This window comes from Afipia sp. DC4300-2b1, assembly GCF_049895725.1.
Classification (GTDB): Bacteria; Pseudomonadota; Alphaproteobacteria; order Rhizobiales; family Xanthobacteraceae; genus Afipia; species Afipia broomeae.
Genome location: NZ_JAFCSX010000004.1, coordinates 533,495 through 550,510 on the forward strand (window position 1 = coordinate 533,495; position 17,016 = coordinate 550,510).

Genomic DNA, 17,016 nt, shown 5'->3' on the forward strand with positions numbered 1-17,016 from the left:
CCTGAGAGACATGCACGCGGCGGCATCGGTTCGATCAGGAACCTCATCTGCCATCGGGCGTTGCCCTTCATATGATGCGCGGGCCGTTTCGCGCATTCCAGTGAATGAGGACGCAATGGCAAAAGTCGAACACGCAGAAGGACATCGGCGGGTTGTCGAAACGCCGACCGAAGCGCGGCAGGGGGAACCGGGACCGTCCGTCCTGGCGCTGCTGACCATTAGCACCATCGCTGCCGGCTTTGTGCTGGCGATCATCTGGTTCATTTTCTTCCGGACGTAGGCACGCTGAACGGCATCGCGTGATGCTCTGAGTGTCATGCGCGGGGTTGATCCGCGCATCCACCGGACAGCTTCCTCAAGCAGATGGATTGCCGGGTCGAGCCCGGCAATGACAGCAATAATCGGTTGATCGCCGCGCCTTGAGCGCGGCGTTTTCGTTTCGATACGAGAGCTTTCACAATGCCGAAAAAGCCTGTTTCAGCTCCGGTCAAGAGGCCGGCGGCGAAGAAGGCTGCACGCAAGACGGTTGTGAAGAAGACGGCCAGGAAAACTGCCAAGAAAACGGTCAGGAAAACCGCGGTCAAGACGGCGCCCGTCAAAAAGAGCCGCGCCGGAAAGATTGCCGCGAAGACTGCAAGGAAGCCCACCGCGGCGAAGCCTGAAGGGGAAAAGCGTCCGCGTGCGAGAGTCACTTACGAACATCCCGGCAATCTTGTCGCCGATCCGAACGATCATGACGCCAACGAGGCGATCACGGCGCGCAGCGCGCGGCGGACGACGCGTCTCAAGCCCAGAAAGCAGACGGCCACCGACATCGCGGCCGATCCGCCGCCAGGCGATACGCCGGCGACTTCGATGGTTGCGCGGGTCAGCGATGCGATCGAGCGCGAACTGTCGAAGATCGAGCGCATCGTCGGTCACCCGTCGCGGCTGTATCCCGCGCAGCGCATCGAGACCGAAAGCCGCGCCCGGGTGCTGGCCTCACTCGCGCGCACACTGAAAGAAGTGATGCGGCTGCGTGAGCAGGAGCGTGGGACTGACGACAACGCGAAGGCCGATGACGATGCCATCCCCCGAGACCTCGACGAATTCCGCCGCGAGCTTTCGCGACGCCTGGAAGGGCTGGTCGAAAGCGCAGCGCCGGTTTCTGATCGAGGGGATGAGCCGGGCTGAACTCGAGCTGCTGTTCGGCCGGTGGGATGTGTTCGCGCATGATCATCAGGTGCCGCCACTCCTGGCACCGAATGGCCAACCCTGGCTGACATGGCTGCTGATCGGCGGGCGCGGCGCCGGCAAGACACGCGCCGGCGCGGAATGGGTGAGGGCGCAGGCGCTCGGGCTTGCGCCATTGGCCGATGCGCCGGTGACCAACATCGCGCTGGTCGGCGAAACCGAACACGATGTGCGCGAGGTGATTGTAGAGGGAATTTCCGGCCTGCTCGCCGTTCATCGCCGCGATGAACGCCCGGTGTGGACCTCGTCGCGGCGGCGGCTGGAATGGAGCAACGGCGCGGTGGCCTATGCCTTCTCCGCGGAAGATCCCGAAAGTCTGCGCGGGCCGCAATTCGGCTGCGCCTGGTCCGACGAGATGGCGAAGTGGCGCTATGCGCAGGCGACCTTCGACATGCTGCAATTCGGTCTGCGCCTCGGCCATCAGCCGCGGCAACTGATCACGACCACGCCGCGGCCGACCGCGCTGATCAAGCGGCTGATGCTGGAGCCGACCAGTGTCGTGACGCGCGCAGGCACACAGGCCAACGCATACCATCTTGCGCCGACATTCCTGAAGGGCGTGCTCGCGCGCTACAAGGATACGCGGCTCGGGCGGCAGGAACTGGACGGCGAGATCATCGAGGATCGCCCCGACGCGCTGTGGTCGCGGGCGCTGATCGAGACTTGCCGTGTGAGCGACGCGCCGCCGCTTTCGCGTATCGTGGTCGCGGTCGATCCGCCGGCCTCGTCTGGCAAGCGCGCGGACGCCTGCGGCATTGTCGCGGCGGGCATCACGGGCGAGGGCGCGATCTATGTGATCGCCGACGAAACGGTATCGCAAGCGACGCCTGCGGTGTGGGCAGCGAAGGCCATCGCACTGTGGCGAAAGCTGGAAGCCGATGCGCTTGTCGCCGAGGTCAATCAGGGCGGCGAGATGGTGCGTTCGGTGATCAATGAAGTCGATGCCAGCGTGCCGGTGGTGTCCGTCCGCGCGCATCGCGGGAAATATCTGCGCGCCGAGCCCGTCGCGACACTCTACGAGCAGGGCCGCGTTAAACATGCCGGCATGTTTCCCCCGCTGGAAGACGAGATGTGCGACTTCGGTCCGGGCGGGCTGACGTCCGGCCGCTCGCCGGACCGGCTCGATGCGCTGGTGTGGGCGATCGCGTCGCTGACGTTCACGGCACGAGCACAGCCGCGGGTGCGGGGATTGTAGGTTAGCTGTTATGCGCGGCCTGGCAATTTTTGACGATGTCGTCCCCGCGAAAGCGGGGACCCATAATCACCAAATGATGTGACGATAAAGGACGCATCGAAACTGCTGCGTTCATAACGATAGTTCAGGGAGTATGGGTCCCCGCTTTCGTGGGGACGACCCTGATGATGATGCTTGCCCCGACGTTCTCTCTGCCTCGTGAGAGAAAGGACTCCCATGCTCAACTTCAAAAACCTCTTCCGCGCTCCCGAAGCGAAAGCCTCGCGCACCGCGCAGGTGCTCGCATTCGAGTCCGGCGGACGGGCACGATGGACGCCGCGCGATTATGCGGCGCTGGCGCGCGAGGGTTATCTCGCCAACGCCATCGTGCATCGCGCCGTGCGGCTGATCGCGGAGAACGCCGCGTCGTGCGGGTTTCTGTTGTATGAGGGCGCGCAGGAGCGCGAGGCGCATCCCCTGCTGCAGCTTCTGACACGGCCCAATGCGCGGCAGGACGGCGCGAGTTTTTTCGAGGCGCTGTACGCGCACATGCTGCTTGCGGGAAATGCCTATGTCGAGGCCGTTGCGCTCGGCGAGGAGGTGCGCGAGCTTTACGCGCTGCGGCCTGACCGCATGAAGGTGGTGCCCGGGCACGACGGCTGGGCGGAAGCCTACGAATACAGCGTCGCGGGACGCAGCGTACGCTTCGATCAGCTTGGCTCGAGCGTGCCGCCGATCCTCCATCTGACATTCTTTCATCCGCTCGACGATCATTACGGCCTCGCGCCCATTGAGGCCGCAGCGGTCGCGGTCGACGCCGTGGTGCAGATCGGCGTTCTCGATGCCGACCGCACCGCGCCGCCCACCACGCCGGCGGAAGGCGATCGTCATATCATCGCGAGCGGCGCGACCGGCTCATGGGCCGGACACGCTGACGCGGTCGCCGCCTATCAAGACGGCGCATGGCGCTTTCTGATCCCGAAGTCCGGCTGGTGTGCATGGTGCGACGCCGATGGCGCGTTGCTGGTCTATGACGGGACGGCATGGACCGATGTCGCGGGCGGCGCTGGCGCGATGCCAGGCAGCGTCGCACAACTCGGCGTCAACGATACGGCGAGCGCTCCCAATCTGCTGACCGTGAAATCGAATGCGGCGCTGTTCAATGCGGTTTCCGTCGCTGGCGGCGGCACCGGTCACATGCGCGTGCAAATTTCCAAGGAAGCCAGTGCGAAGACCGCGTCGGTCGTATTCTCCGATGCGTTTTCCGGCCGCGCCGAATTCGGCCTGATCGGCTCCGATGATTTCAAGCTGAAAGTCTCCAGCGACGGCTCAACATTCGTCGAGGCGCTCGCGATCGACCAGAGTTCTGGCAATGCCGCGTTTCCGCGCGGTCTGTCGCTGACGGGCGTGATCTCGCCGTCGCAGATCACGGCGAACCAGAACGATTACAATCCGTCCGGTCTCGGCGCGGTGTCGGTTCTCAACCTGTCGTCCGACACGCTGCGGAGTGTGTCGGGACTGGCGGGCGGGGCGGAGGGCCGCGTGATCGCTCTCATCAACACCGGCAGCCAGATCATTTCGCTGCTCAACGAGAGCGCGTCATCGACGGCCGCCAACCGCTTCGCACTTGGCACCGATCTGACGATTGCCGGAAAGCAGGCTGCGCTGCTGCGTTACGACGGCACCGCCGCACGCTGGCGTGCGATGTCGCGTCCTGGCGGCCGCGAGACGCTAGCTGCCAGCCGCACATATTATGTGAGAACCGACGGAAGCGACAGCAACGACGGATTGTCGAACGTCTCAGGCGGCGCTTTTCTGACGATTCAGAAAGCGATCAGTGCCGTTGCAGGTCTCGATCTGAACGGGAAGGCAGTCACGATCCAGGTCGGCAACGGCACTTACACGGCCGGTGTGAGCGTAACGAGCCCGTTCGTCGGCGGCGTGCCGGTGCTTCAGGGCGATACCACCACGCCGGGCAATGTCGTCATCAGCGTCACCGGGGATGCCGTCAGCGTCTCGAATGGCGCCGAACTGGGGATCGGCGGCTTCAAGCTGGTGACCGCGACGGCGGGCAGCGGCCTGAACGCGACGAAGGCCGGGCGTATCAACGTCACCGGCAAGATGGAGTTCGGCACCTGCGCGACTGCGCACATGCATAGCAGTTACGCCGGGCAGATCGCGGTGTCGGCGGATTACACCATTTCCGGCGGTTCGCTCTATCACTGGTGGAGCGAAACTGCGGGCGGTTCGATCGCCGTGATCGGCCGCACGGTCACGCTGACCGGCACGCCGGCCTTCACGGCTTTTGCCAACGCAACCATCGTCGCCCAGATCGTCGCGGTCTCAAACACGTATTCCGGCTCCGCAACGGGATCGCGCTACTCGGTGACGCTGAATGGCGTGATCCTGTCATCAGGCGCGACATTGCCCGGTTCGACCGCGGGAACGACAGCGACCGGCGGGCAGTACAACTGATGGCCGCGGAATCTTACAACGCGGCGCTGACGCGGCTGCTGAAGGACGAAGGCGGTTACACCGATCATCCCTCCGATCCGGGCGGGCCGACCAATTTCGGCATCACGCTTGCCGACGCGCGGCGTTACTGGAAGGGCAACGCCACAGCGGACGATGTGCGGACGATGCCGCAAAGCGCCGCGCGGAAAATCTATCGCAAGCATTACTGGAATGCGATGCGCTGCGACGAGCTTCCCGCCGGCGTCGACTATGCGGTGTTCGACTACGGCGTGAACTCCGGCATCGGCCGTGCCGGCAAGGTCCTGCGCCGCGTGCTCGAGATGCCGGACTCAACCAGCGCGGTCACGAACGACGTCATCGCGGCAACATCCAGGCGCAACGCTGGCGATCTCGTTGCCGCGATCTGCGCGGAACGGCTCGCGTTCCTGCAAGGGCTGAAAATCTTTCCGGTGTTCGGACGCGGCTGGACGGCGCGCGTCAATGGCGTGCGCGTTGCGGCGCTGGCGATGGCGCAAGGGCGAACGCCGGTTGCGGCAACGTCTGCCGAAACCTCTGCGGGCAAGGCCGTTGTGCCTGTGAAAAATCCAGCCGGTCCCGCGTCGGCGGGCGCGGTGATTGCGGCGGGCGCTGCCGCGGCCGCCACCACGTCGCGCTTTGAAGTCGCCGCACTGGTTGTCGCAGCAGCGCTTGCAGCTTCAGTCGCCGTGTTTCTGATCTGGCGCTGGCGTCATCGCGCCGCTCAGGAAGCGGCGGTCACAGCATTCACAGAAAGGACGTCCAATGGATTGGGCTAGTCTCGCCAAACAGGTGATCGGGCTCGGTGCGCCGATACTGGGAACCGCGCTTGGCGGCCCGCTCGGCGGCGCGGCGGGGCGCATCCTGGCCGAGGTGGTCGGCGCATCGGAGCCAACGCCGGAGGCGGTCGGCAAGGCGTTGCCGTCCTGCGGCGCAGACAGGATCGCGCTGGCCGAGAACGCTTGGACGGAGGCCGTCCGCGCCGAGGCGGAGGCGGTGCGCGGCTCGGTTGCCGAAACGCAGGCGACGATCCGCGCGGAACTTGGCAGCGAGGATGTCGTTCAAAGGCTGTGGCGTCCGTTTTACGCTCTGGAGTTAACCCTGGAATGCGCAGCCTTGTGGGCCGTTCTGGTCCACGAGTTCTGGACCGGCGACATGACGGCGATCAACGCCCTGATCGGCGCGACCGGCCTCTTGGTGAGCTATTGGGGGTTCCGATTCGGCGTGTTAGGCGTCTATGTCAGCGGCCGGACCCGGGAAAAACTCAGCCTCGCAACCGGCCAGGAGACCCCCGGCGTGCTCGACAAACTGGTCAAGGCGGTCGTGAAGAAGAAGTGAGTATGGAGAAAAAGTAACCTCCGGCACGGCTTCCGTTCATGGTGCATTCACCGCCGCGGCGTTCATGTTAGGTTATCGCAAGCTTGCCACCTGGAGACGACGTTGCGCCTTCTCGTTGTTGAAGACGATCCCGATCTCAACCGCCAACTCACGACAGCCTTGTCGGACGCAGGCTATGTCGTAGACCGCGCATTCGATGGCGAGGAGGGGCACTTCCTCGGCGACAGCGAGCCCTACGACGCCGTCGTGCTCGACGTCGGGCTCCCCAAAATGGACGGCATCTCGGTGCTGGAGGCCTGGCGGCGCAACAAGCGCACCATGCCGGTGCTGATCCTGACCGCACGCGACCGCTGGAGCGACAAGGTGCAGGGCTTCGATGCCGGCGCCGACGACTATGTCGCCAAGCCGTTTCACCTCGAAGAAGTTCTCGCCCGAATTCGCGCGCTGCTGCGCCGGAGCGCGGGCCATGCCCAGTCCGAACTGACCTGCGGGCCGGTGATGCTCGACACCCGCACCAACCGCGTCAGCGTCAACGGCAACCCGATCAAGATGACGTCGCACGAGTACCGGCTGCTGGCGTATCTGATGCATCATTCCGGCCGTGTGGTGTCGCGCACCGAACTTGTCGAGCATCTGTACGATCAGGACTTCGATCGCGACTCCAATACGATCGAAGTGTTCGTCGGACGCATCCGCAAGAAGCTCGACGTCGACATCATCCAGACCGTGCGGGGCCTCGGCTATCTGCTGACGCCGCCGGTGGCGGATACAAAGGCTTCCGCAACCGACGCGCGGTAAAGTGTGATAGGCTCAGGTGGAGCGGAATCGCCCACCGTCATTGCAAGCGAAGCAATCCAGGGCCGTGCAAAGAACTGGATTGCTTCGTCGCAAGTGCTCCACGCAATGACGCGGTTGAACACGCCACTGGGCATGCGCCATACCTGGGATAAGTTTTTTTGAATCGTCACGCGAAATCCCTCGCAACACGTCTGTTCCTGTCGGCGACGGCGTGGGTGGTGCTGATCCTTGTCATCACCGGGATCGTGCTGTCGACGGTCTACAAGCGTTCGACCGAGCGCGCCTTCGACCGCCGGCTCAATTTCTATCTCCGCACCCTGATCGCCGAAGCCGCGCAGCCTGACGATTCCAGCGACAAGTCCGAACGGTCCGTGCAGTCGCTGGGCGAGCCGCTGTTCGAACTGCCGCTGTCGGGCTGGTACTGGCGCATGGCGCGGACCGATGGCGACAAGCCGGAGGTGCGCGCGTCGCGTTCGCTGTGGGATGCGTCGCTGCCCAGGCTCGAAGACAAAGGTATCGATCTGGATCAGTCCGGCGTGCGGCTCGGCTATGTCATCGGACCGGAAAACCAGCGTCTGCGCATGGTGGAGCGGCCGGTCGATCTCGGCACCGAGGGAAAATTCCTCGCGACGGTGGCGGGCGACGCCACCGAGATCGAGGATGAAACCTGGGCGTTCAACACCTATCTGACGGTGACGTTCGCGGCGCTGACGGTCGGGCTGCTGCTGACCACGATCTTTCAGGTGCGTTACGGCCTCGCGCCGCTCAAGCGCATTTCCAATTCGCTGGCGGCCATTCGCTCGGGTCAGGCCGACCGGCTGGAGGGCGAGTTTCCCGAGGAGATCGCGCCGCTCGCGCGCGAAACCAATGCGCTGCTCGACGCCAACCGCGCCATCGTCGAGCGCTCGCGCACCCATGTCGGCAATCTTGCCCATGCGATCAAGACGCCGCTGTCGGTGATCGTCAATGAAGCGGGCGCCAACCGGGACGATCCGCTGGCGATCAAGGTTCTGGAGCAGGCCGAGATCATGCGCGATCAGGTTGCGCATCATCTGGAGCGCGCGCGCATCGCCGCCCGCGTCACCACCATCGGCACGGTGACCGATGTTGCGCCGGTGATCGAGGCGCTGGCGCGGACGATGGAAAAAATCCACCGCGACCGGGACATTCTGATCGATGCCGAGGTCAACGCGGGAGCGAAATTCCGCGGCGAAAGGCAGGATCTCGAGGAGATGGTCGGCAACCTCGTCGACAATGCCTGCAAGTGGGCGACACAGAAGGTCTTCATCGAGGTGCTTCTGGAACTGACGCCCGGCGGGGCGCTCGATCCGACCCTGCGCATCATCGTCGATGACGACGGCCCGGGATTGTCACCGGCCGAGCGGACCCAAGTGGCGCGCCGCGGCCAGCGGCTGGATGAGACCAAGCCGGGCTCCGGCCTCGGCCTGTCCATCGTGACCGATCTCGCCGCACTCTACGGTGGAAGCCTCACGCTCGGCGCGGCCCCCATCGGCGGCCTGCGGTCGGAACTGGTGCTGCCGGGGATTTAACCGCCGCTCTCTCGCCCCATTCGTCCGTTCCAAAGCGCCGCCGGACGATCCATGTCCGCAGTGAATTTTGGGGACGACACTATGCATCATCAGACAGCCGCCATTCTGCTCGCGGCCACACTGACCCTCGGCGGCTGTGCCGCCGACAGCGGACCGAAGGAAAATTCCGGGACCGTGATCGGCGCGCTGAGCGGTGCGCTGATCGGCTCGGCCATCGGCGGCGGGACGGGCGAGCGGGTCGGCGCGGCGATGGCCGGTGCGGCCATCGGTGGTCTGATCGGCAACCGGGTCGGCGCGTCGATGGACGAGCAGGATCGGCAGTACGCCTATGAGGCCGAAATGAACGCCCTCGACCGGGGTGCGCCGGGCGCGCCCGTGGACTGGCGCAATCCGGACACCGGCCGCTACGGCAACATCGTGCCGGGTCCGGCCTATACCAGGCGTGGGACCCGCTGCCGCGCCTTTACCCACACCGTCTATATCAACGGCCAGCCGACCGCCGAGCGCGGAACGGCCTGCCGCAACCCGGACGGCACCTGGACGGCGGTGGGCTAGGGTACCGCCGCAATTGGCCCCCAAATCCCTGTTCCTCAACGCCAAATTAACGACGCCCCGGCTATGACACCCGGTGGACACCTGCCGGGTGTCACCGAAGGTGAGCGTTTGGGCGCATGAGCCAATCGTCGATCGAACGATTGAGAGACTATCTTGGGCAGCTTCCGCCGAAGGCGCAGGCGCTGCTGATGCGCGAGTTCGAGCGGGCGATCGAGCGCGGCGAGGACGTCGCCGTTGCGGGCTTCGTGCTCGAGCAACTGCGCATGATCGTGCGCGCGCCCACCGAGGATATGACGCCCCGGACCGACGATCCGATGCGGCGGGTGTTTCGTCCGCTCGAGCCGTTTCTGGTCGAGAGCATTCCCCATGTCAGGCCCGGCCAGATCAGGCGCTCGTCGCTGGCTCCGATCTGGATATGGCTCGGGCGCGAAGGCGCTCCCGATGCCGTTCATGCCTATGAGGCCGCGCTGGCGCAGGCGTCTGCTGCTCCTGACATCAATGCGGCCGTCCGCACCATGCAGGTTGCCGCGTCCGAAGCCATTGCCAATGTCACCGGCGCGCTGTCCAGCGGCGAACGCCAGCGCACGCTCGGACGCCTCGGCGCGCCGAGCGTGGTGGATGACATCGCGCCGATCGGCGCGGTTCTCGCAGCCAGCGATTCACTGGAAAAACTCAACAACAAGCTGACCGGACATATCCGGGTGTTCGCGGATTCCCACATCACCTCGACGATGGCCGCGCTGAATATTCCGTCGCTGCAAACCCCGCAGGTGCTGCCGTTCGCGATCTCGCTGGTGATGCAGCGGCTCGCATCACCCTGGCAGATCGTACGCCTCGGCATCGCGGTCGCCGCATCCGACGATGAAATCCGCGTGGCCGGTACGCCGTTCGGCGTCACCGTGACAATGGCGATCCACGATCTGTCGCGCGTCGCCGCAGAACTGCGCAACGACATCAAGCGCGGCCAGTTCCAGGACACCTCCAACCATCTCAAGACGCTGCACGACGGCGTCCGCGGGCTGCGCACCGAACTCGACATTCGCTCTGACTCCGCATGGGGCAAGCAGCTCGCCGCGATCCGCTCCGAAATCTCCAATTCGCTGCAATCGGAAATCGACAGCGTGCCGGGCCGGGTGCGCCGGTTGCTGCGGCAGGGGCCGGACAAGGACGTCACCACCGCGAACCGGATCGATCCGGTGGACATCGAGGAGACGGCGGCGCTGATCGATTTCGTCGCGATGTGCCGCAACTACGCCAGCGAACTTGCCATCAACGAAGTGTCGCTGCGCGCGCACACCGAATTGCAGCACTATGTCGAGAAGGCCACCGAGACGCTGGTGGAATCGCTTCGCACCACCGATCAGCGGGTCCGTACGTTCCGCCTGATGCAGGTGAAGGCCGCAATCCGGTTCTGCGAGGTGATGTTCGGCCCGGATTACGCCTCGCTGATGAGCAAGGCGGCCGAGATGGCGCGGCCGGTCGAGCGCAAGGCGGCCGAGCCCGCGAAACCCGCCAGGCAGCCGCGCGCCGGTTGATCTGGCGCAAGGGTGAACACGCGCCCGCGCGCTATGGCCTCCATCTGAAGCTGCGATTCTCAAAAGGCCGCAAGACGGCTTCGAATCCCATTGAATCCGTGACGGAAATGTCAATTGCGCCCATCCGCCAGCCATGGTGTAACCCGGCACGGAACAGCCGCTTGTAACGGTTCTACTTTGCCGGGAACCCTTTGAAATGACACTTTGGTTTGTGTTCGCGCTGATGACTGCCGCAGCGGTATTTGCCGTGCTGTGGCCGCTCGGGCGCGGCAACACCTCGGCGCACGAAGGCAGCGAAGCGGTGGTCTACAAGGATCAGCTCGCCGAGGTTCGGCGCGACGCCGCCGCCGGCATGATCGGAGAAAAAGAGGCCGAAGCGGCGCGCGTCGAGATCAGCCGCCGTCTGCTCGCGGCATCGGATGCCGCGGAGGGCGCAACATCGTTGTCGAGCGTTTCGTTTCGCCGCGCTGTTGCCGTGATTGCGCTCATCGGCCTGCCGCTGGTCGCGGTGGGGCTCTATGCGCAGTTCGGCTCGCCGTCGCTCGGCGACTTTCCGCTCGCGGAACGCAGCCGTACCGCAGTTGCGACCGCGTCGATGGACAAGCTGGTGGCGCAGGTCGAAACCCATCTCGAGAAAAATCCGACCGACGGGCGAGGCTGGGACGTGCTGGCCCCGGTGCTGGCGCGGATCGGCCGCTACGACGACGCAGTGCGCGCCTGGCGCAATTCCATCACCTACAACGGCGAGAGCGCATCGCGCCGCGCCGATCTCGGCGAAGCGATTGCCGCAGCGAGCGGCGGGGTCGTGACTGCCGAATCCAAGGCCGAGTTCGACCGCGCCATCGCGCTCGATCCGAATGAGGTGAAGGCGCGCTATTTCACCGGCCTCGCGGCCGAGCAGGACGGCCGCAAGGACGATGCCATCAATATCTGGCGCGGTATGCTGGCGTCGGCGCCGGCCGATGCGCCGTGGCGTCCGCTGGTGCAGGGCGCGCTGGTGCGCGTTGGGGTGGTTGCGCCCAAACTGTCCGACGACACCATCGCGGCTGCCAAGGACATGACCGAAGGCGACCGCAACACGATGATCCGCGGCATGGTGGATCGTCTCGCCACGCGGCTGAAGGACAACGGCAACGATGTCGAAGGCTGGTTGCGGCTGGTGCGCGCCTATATGGTCCTCGGAGAACGTGACAAGGCGCAGGCTGCGCTGATCGATGCGCGGGGCGCCGTCGGCAACGACGCCGGGCGGTTGCAGCAGTTGAACGACGGTCTCAAGAGCCTTGGACTGGATGGATAAATGCGGGTTGCATCAGCCACGTCATTGCGAGCGAAGCGAGCAATCCATCTTTTGGAACAGAAAGAATGGATTGCTTCGTCGCGAGTGCTCCTCGCAATGACGGAGCTCTTTTCACCTCTCCCCGGCGGGAAGAGGTCGGATTGCGAAGCAATCCGGGTGAGGGGGATCGGATTTTACTTCGAGCATCTAGCGCCCCTCACCCCAACCCTCTCCCCATTGGGGAGAGGGAGCAGAGCGCGAGGACGGCAAGCATTCAGATACAAACGGAAATGATACGATGACGCGCAAACAGCGGCGATTGACATTGATCGGGTGTTCGCTGGCGGTGCTGGCGATTGCGGCGGCGCTCGTCCTCAATGCGCTGCGCGACTCCATTCTGTTCTTCTCGACGCCGACCATGGCCGCCGAAAAGCACATTCAGCCCGGCCAGCGCTTCCGCCTCGGCGGCATGGTGCGCGAGGGATCGCTGGTGCGCGGCGAGCAGCTTAAAGTGAAGTTTGAGGTCACCGACGGAAACGCAATCCTGCCGGTGACCTATCAGGGGATTCTCCCAGACCTCTTCCGCGAGGGGCAGGGCATCATTTCCGAAGGCGCGCTCGACGCGCAGGGCGTGTTCAAGGCAGATACGGTCCTCGCCAAGCATGACGAAACCTACATGCCCAAGGCCGTCGCGGACGAACTGAAAAAGACCGGTCACTGGAAGGACGACTACGAGAAGAAGCCGGCGAATGCCCAAAACCTGCAGGGGAACGCGAAGTGATCGCCGAGGCAGGACATTACGCGTTGGTTCTGGCGCTGGTTCTGGCGCTGATCCAGTCGGTCGTGCCGGTGATTGGCGCGCGCCTGCGCGATCCGGCGCTGATGAATGTCGCACGCTCCACGGCGCTGACGCAGTTCGCGTTTGCCGCGCTGTCGTTCGCGGCGCTGACCTGGCTGCATGTCACGTCGGATTTCTCGGTTGCGAACGTCTACGAGAATTCCCATTCGCTGAAGCCGATGATCTACAAGATCACCGGTGTATGGGGGAACCACGAAGGCTCGATGCTGCTGTGGGTGCTGATCCTGGCGCTGTTCGGCGCGCTTGTGGCCGCTTTCGGCAACAATCTGCCGCGCACGCTGCGCGCGCTCGTGCTGGCGGCGCAGGCATGGATCGGCGCGGCGTTCTATCTGTTCATTCTCGCGACCTCGAACCCGTTCGCGCGGATCGCCAATCCGCCGATCGAGGGCCGCGACCTCAATCCGATCCTGCAGGACATCGGCCTCGCGATCCATCCCCCGATGCTCTACCTCGGCTATGTCGGCTTCTCGATTTCGTTTTCCTTCGCCGTCGCGGCGCTGATCGAAGGCCGCATCGATGCCGCATGGGCGCGGTGGGTGCGGCCATGGACGCTGATGGCATGGATATTCCTGACGCTGGGCATCGCGATGGGGTCGTACTGGGCCTACTACGAACTCGGCTGGGGCGGCTGGTGGTTCTGGGACCCCGTGGAGAATGCCTCGCTGATGCCGTGGCTCGCGGGCACCGCGCTGCTGCATTCGGCGGTGGTGATGGAGAAGCGCGACGCACTGAAGGTCTGGACCATTCTTCTTGCGATCCTGACATTCTCGCTGTCGCTGCTCGGCACCTTCCTGGTGCGCTCGGGTGTGCTGACTTCGGTGCATACCTTCGCCAGCGATCCCGCGCGCGGCGTGTTCATCTTGATGATCCTGTGCCTGTTCATCGGCGGCAGCCTTAGTCTCTATGCGTGGCGGGCGTCGGCATTGAAACAGGGCGGCTTGTTCGCGCCGATTTCGCGCGAAGGCGCGCTGGTGCTGAACAACCTGCTGCTCACAACAGCCTGCGCGACGGTGTTCGTCGGCACGCTGTATCCGCTGGCGCTTGAGGTTCTCACCGGCGACAAGATTTCGGTCGGTGCGCCGTTCTTCAATCTGACATTTGCGCCGCTGTTCCTGCCGCTCTTGCTCGCGGTGCCGTTCGGGCCGCTGCTGGCGTGGAAGCGCGGAGACATCGTCGGCGCGGCGCAGCGCCTGACCGCGGCGGGCATTGTCGCGCTGGTCACCATGGCGGTGCTGTGGGCCTGGACCAAGGGCGGCGGTGCGTTTGCGCCACTGATGATCGGTGTCGCGGCGTTCGTGGTGCTCGGCTCGCTCACTGACATTGTCGAGCGCACGCAACTGTTCCGCGTCCCGTTCGCCACATCGCTCAGCCGCGCGCGTGGATTGCCGCGCTCGACCTGGGGCTCGGCCTTTGCGCATGCCGGGCTTGGGATCGCGCTGATCGGAATCGTCTGCGAAACGACATGGAACAGCGAGAGCATCGCCTCGATGCAGCCGAAGGATGTCGTCACTGTCGGCGGTTATCAGGTGCGGCTCGATGACGTGACCCAGCAGCAGGGGCCGAATTACCGCGAGGCGATTTCGCACTTCACGGTCATGCAGGACGGCAAGACGGTCGGCATCCTGTCGCCGTCAAAGCGTAATTTCGCGACGCGCGGCATGTCGACCACGGAAGCTGCGCTGCTGACGCGCGGCGCGAGCCAGGTCTATATTTCGCTCGGTGACAGCCACGCTGACGGATCGGTGGCGGTTCGCATCTATCACAAGCCGCTGGTGCTGCTGATCTGGTTCGGGCCGGTGCTGATGGCGTTCGGCGGTTTGCTGTCGCTGACCGACCGGCGGCTCCGCGTTGGTGCGCCGAAGCCGGCAAAGACAAACAAGACTTCCGGCGCGTTGCAGGCTGCGGAGTAGCCGCGATGAAACGCATCCTTCCGGCGTTGCTGGCGATCATGCTGACACTGGCGCCATCTGTCCTCTTCGCCGTGCAGCCTGACGAGATCATGGCCGATCCGGCGCAGGAGGCGAGGGCGCGCAATCTGTCGCGCGAACTGCGCTGCATGGTCTGCCAAAATCAGTCGATCGACGATTCCGATGCGCCGCTGGCGCGCGATCTGCGTCTGCTGGTGCGCGAGCGGATCGCTGCCGGCAACACCGATCAGCAGGTGATGGACTTTCTGGTCGCCCGTTACGGCGAATTCGTGCTGCTCAAGCCGCGCGTCGAAAGCCGGACGCTGTTGCTGTGGCTGATTCCCCCGCTGGTGCTGGCCGGGGGCGGGCTTGCGCTCTGGTACGGCAACCGCCGCCGCAACCGCGCTGCCGCGGCCGAGGAGGGTGCGTCATTCCAACTCACCCCCGAGGAAGAGGCGCGGCTGGAGAAGCTCATTGCGGGCGAGGAGCCGCCGAAAACGTCCGTTTAGCGGGCTTTTCGCGCACCGGTTCCGATCGCGATCCGGCGCAGGTATCAAGGGCCGCTGCGGCCCTGTTTTTATTACAAAACATTAATTCCCCCGTCAGAGCGCGGTAAGGCCGCGCGCCCCATCTTCCAGAGCACAGGTGCACACATGCACCGCGAGATTCGCATCCCGTTTTCGCGCCCTCTGGAGATTGTTCATGACTGACCGCCCTACCGATCTTTCCAAACTTCCATCCTACGTCGCTCCTCGCCGTTCCATTTTCTCCGCGCGCAAGTTCGCGCTGATGGCTTCGGTCGTCGCGGGCCTCGGCGTCGCCGCTTATGGTCTCAGCCCGTCGAATAATTTCGACCTGCTCACGACGAGCGCGCATGCGCAGGTCAACAAGGACGTCCGTCAGGTTCAGCAGCCGATCGGCTTTGCCGACATCGTCGAGCGCGTGAAGCCCTCGGTGGTTTCGGTGCGCGTCAAGATCGCTGAGAAGACAACCACTGGTGAGAGCGCCAGCCCTGAAGACAATCCGTTCCCGCCGAACTCGCCGATGGAGCGCTTCTTCCGCCGCTTCGGTGGTCCGGATGGATTCCCTGGCGGCCGTGGCGGCCGCGGTGGTCGTGGCGGTGGCCAGATGACCGGGCAGGGCTCGGGCTTCTTCATCTCGGCTGACGGTTTCGCCGTGACCAATAATCATGTGGTCGATGGCGCCGACAAGGTGGAAGTCACCACAGACGACGGCAAGGTTCACACCGCAAAGGTGATCGGCACCGATCCGCGCACCGATCTCGCGCTGATCAAGGTCGATGGCGTCAGCAACATGCCGTTCGCCAAATTGTCTGACGGTCAGCCGCGGATCGGCGACTGGGTGCTTGCGGTCGGCAATCCGTTCGGCCTCGGCGGCACCGTGACCGCCGGCATCGTTTCAGCCCGCGGCCGTGACATCGGCAACGGTCCGTATGACGATTTCATCCAGATCGACGCGCCCGTGAACAAGGGTAACTCCGGTGGTCCGACCTTCAACACCGAAGGCGATGTTGTCGGCGTGAACACTGCGATCTATTCGCCGTCGGGCGGCAGCGTCGGCATTGCCTTCGCGATCCCGGCTTCGACCGTGAAGAGCGTCGTGCAGCAGCTCAAGGACAAGGGCACTGTCAGCCGCGGCTGGATCGGTGTGCAGATCCAGCAGGTGACGCCTGAGATCGCCGAAAGCCTCGGTCTGAAGAAGACCGAAGGTGCGCTGGTTGCGGAGCCGCAGGCCAACGGTCCGGCCGCGAAGGCGGGCGTCGAATCCGGTGACGTCATCACGCGGGTCAACGACCAGCCGGTGAAGGATGCGCGCGAACTCGCCCGCACCATCGGCAGCATGGCGCCGGGTCAGACGGTCAAACTGGTCGTGGTTCACAAGGGCCAGGACAAGATCCTCAGCATGACGCTCGGCGAATTGCCGAACGCCAAGGCTGCAAGTGCCGATACCGATCAGAAGGACAATGGCAAGTCGGGCCGCGGCACCGTCACCGTGCCGAACCTCGGTTTGACGCTGGCTCCGGCGAACAGCGTGGCCGGCGCGGGCAAGGAAGGCGTGGTCGTGACCGACGTCGATCCGAACAGCCCGTCGGCTGAGCGCGGCTTCAAGGAAGGCGACGTCATTCTCGAAGTCGCCGGCAAGCTGGTTTCGAACCCGGCTGAAGTCCGCGAGGCGATCAACACCGCGCGCAGCGAGAACAAGAACAGCGTTCTGGTTCGCGTGAAGTCCGGAGACTCGTCGCGCTTCGTCGCGATGCCGGTCGCCAAGGGCTGAGGCATG

At 64.6% G+C, this 17,016-nt stretch carries 15 protein-coding genes and 1 pseudogene; all 16 read left to right on the plus strand.

All coding sequences use genetic code 11. The features are described 5' to 3' along the window. The first annotated feature begins 115 nt into the window (after window positions 1-115). The 16 genes and pseudogenes from ACP7AL_RS18970 to ACP7AL_RS19045 all read left to right on the plus strand — a co-directional run bounded on the left by ACP7AL_RS18970 (window position 116) and on the right by ACP7AL_RS19045 (window position 17,010). Complete coding sequence (locus ACP7AL_RS18970; protein WP_425993487.1) at window positions 116-280, plus strand: hypothetical protein; 165 nt, start codon at window positions 116-118, stop codon at window positions 278-280. A 179-nt stretch (window positions 281-459) separates the two neighbouring features. Continuing rightward, window positions 460-1,173, plus strand: coding sequence for a hypothetical protein (locus ACP7AL_RS18975; RefSeq protein ID WP_425993488.1), 714 nt, complete (start codon window positions 460-462; stop codon window positions 1,171-1,173). Then, window positions 1,160-2,428: a DNA-packaging protein gene (locus ACP7AL_RS18980; protein WP_425993604.1), complete on the plus strand. Its 1,269-nt coding sequence runs from the start codon at window positions 1,160-1,162 to the stop codon at window positions 2,426-2,428. The genes ACP7AL_RS18975 and ACP7AL_RS18980 overlap by 14 nt, the downstream gene beginning before the upstream one ends. A 216-nt stretch (window positions 2,429-2,644) precedes the next feature. After that, a pseudogene (locus ACP7AL_RS18985) lies at window positions 2,645-3,223 on the plus strand (phage portal protein); the annotation flags it as partial. A gap of 6 nt (window positions 3,224-3,229) precedes the next feature. Next, window positions 3,230-4,882, plus strand: coding sequence for a DUF2793 domain-containing protein (locus ACP7AL_RS18990; protein WP_425993605.1), 1,653 nt, complete (start codon window positions 3,230-3,232; stop codon window positions 4,880-4,882). Continuing rightward, window positions 4,882-5,676, plus strand: coding sequence for a glycoside hydrolase family 108 protein (locus ACP7AL_RS18995; protein WP_425993489.1), 795 nt, complete (start codon window positions 4,882-4,884; stop codon window positions 5,674-5,676). The genes ACP7AL_RS18990 and ACP7AL_RS18995 overlap by 1 nt, the downstream gene beginning before the upstream one ends. Continuing rightward, window positions 5,663-6,235, plus strand: a complete 573-nt coding sequence (locus tag ACP7AL_RS19000; RefSeq protein WP_425993490.1) for a 3TM-type holin — start codon at window positions 5,663-5,665, stop codon at window positions 6,233-6,235. The genes ACP7AL_RS18995 and ACP7AL_RS19000 overlap by 14 nt, the downstream gene beginning before the upstream one ends. Window positions 6,236-6,337: 102 nt before the next feature. Next, on the plus strand, window positions 6,338-7,033 hold the full coding sequence (locus tag ACP7AL_RS19005) for a response regulator transcription factor (RefSeq protein WP_425993491.1): 696 nt from the start codon (window positions 6,338-6,340) through the stop codon (window positions 7,031-7,033). Between the two features lie 158 nt (window positions 7,034-7,191). After that, window positions 7,192-8,583, plus strand: a complete 1,392-nt coding sequence (locus tag ACP7AL_RS19010) for a sensor histidine kinase (protein ID WP_425993492.1) — start codon at window positions 7,192-7,194, stop codon at window positions 8,581-8,583. Between the two features lie 81 nt (window positions 8,584-8,664). Further along, on the plus strand, window positions 8,665-9,138 hold the full coding sequence (locus tag ACP7AL_RS19015) for an RT0821/Lpp0805 family surface protein (protein WP_425993493.1): 474 nt from the start codon (window positions 8,665-8,667) through the stop codon (window positions 9,136-9,138). Between the two features lie 116 nt (window positions 9,139-9,254). Then, entirely contained in the window at window positions 9,255-10,673 is a 1,419-nt protein-coding gene (locus tag ACP7AL_RS19020; RefSeq protein WP_425993494.1) for a hypothetical protein, read from the plus strand. 196 nt (window positions 10,674-10,869) lie between these two features. Further along, window positions 10,870-11,970 (plus strand): c-type cytochrome biogenesis protein CcmI, encoded by a 1,101-nt coding sequence (ccmI, locus tag ACP7AL_RS19025; RefSeq protein ID WP_425993495.1) that lies wholly within the window; start codon window positions 10,870-10,872, stop codon window positions 11,968-11,970. A gap of 277 nt (window positions 11,971-12,247) precedes the next feature. After that, window positions 12,248-12,730, plus strand: coding sequence for a cytochrome c maturation protein CcmE (ccmE, locus tag ACP7AL_RS19030; protein ID WP_425993496.1), 483 nt, complete (start codon window positions 12,248-12,250; stop codon window positions 12,728-12,730). Further along, window positions 12,727-14,718, plus strand: a complete 1,992-nt coding sequence (locus ACP7AL_RS19035) for a heme lyase CcmF/NrfE family subunit (protein ID WP_425993497.1) — start codon at window positions 12,727-12,729, stop codon at window positions 14,716-14,718. The genes ccmE and ACP7AL_RS19035 overlap by 4 nt, the downstream gene beginning before the upstream one ends. Window positions 14,719-14,723: 5 nt before the next feature. Next, entirely contained in the window at window positions 14,724-15,224 is a 501-nt protein-coding gene (locus ACP7AL_RS19040) for a cytochrome c-type biogenesis protein (protein ID WP_006019857.1), read from the plus strand. 193 nt (window positions 15,225-15,417) lie between these two features. Beyond that, the gene (locus ACP7AL_RS19045; protein ID WP_425993498.1) at window positions 15,418-17,010 is read left to right on the plus strand and encodes a Do family serine endopeptidase; all 1,593 of its coding nucleotides are present in this window, start codon (window positions 15,418-15,420) and stop codon (window positions 17,008-17,010) included. Window positions 17,011-17,016: the final 6 nt, after the last annotated feature.

Coding starts and splice junctions, on each gene's coding strand:
- ACP7AL_RS18970 (WP_425993487.1), top strand. CDS start 116: ATGGCAAAAGTCGAACACGCAGAAGGACATCGGCGGGTTGTCGAAACG.
- ACP7AL_RS18975 (WP_425993488.1), top strand. CDS start 460: ATGCCGAAAAAGCCTGTTTCAGCTCCGGTCAAGAGGCCGGCGGCGAAG.
- ACP7AL_RS18980 (WP_425993604.1), top strand. CDS start 1,160: ATGAGCCGGGCTGAACTCGAGCTGCTGTTCGGCCGGTGGGATGTGTTC.
- ACP7AL_RS18995 (WP_425993489.1), top strand. CDS start 4,882: ATGGCCGCGGAATCTTACAACGCGGCGCTGACGCGGCTGCTGAAGGAC.
- ACP7AL_RS19000 (WP_425993490.1), top strand. CDS start 5,663: ATGGATTGGGCTAGTCTCGCCAAACAGGTGATCGGGCTCGGTGCGCCG.
- ACP7AL_RS19015 (WP_425993493.1), top strand. CDS start 8,665: ATGCATCATCAGACAGCCGCCATTCTGCTCGCGGCCACACTGACCCTC.
- ACP7AL_RS19020 (WP_425993494.1), top strand. CDS start 9,255: ATGAGCCAATCGTCGATCGAACGATTGAGAGACTATCTTGGGCAGCTT.
- ccmI (WP_425993495.1), top strand. CDS start 10,870: ATGACACTTTGGTTTGTGTTCGCGCTGATGACTGCCGCAGCGGTATTT.
- ccmE (WP_425993496.1), top strand. CDS start 12,248: ATGACGCGCAAACAGCGGCGATTGACATTGATCGGGTGTTCGCTGGCG.
- ACP7AL_RS19040 (WP_006019857.1), top strand. CDS start 14,724: ATGAAACGCATCCTTCCGGCGTTGCTGGCGATCATGCTGACACTGGCG.
- ACP7AL_RS19045 (WP_425993498.1), top strand. CDS start 15,418: ATGACTGACCGCCCTACCGATCTTTCCAAACTTCCATCCTACGTCGCT.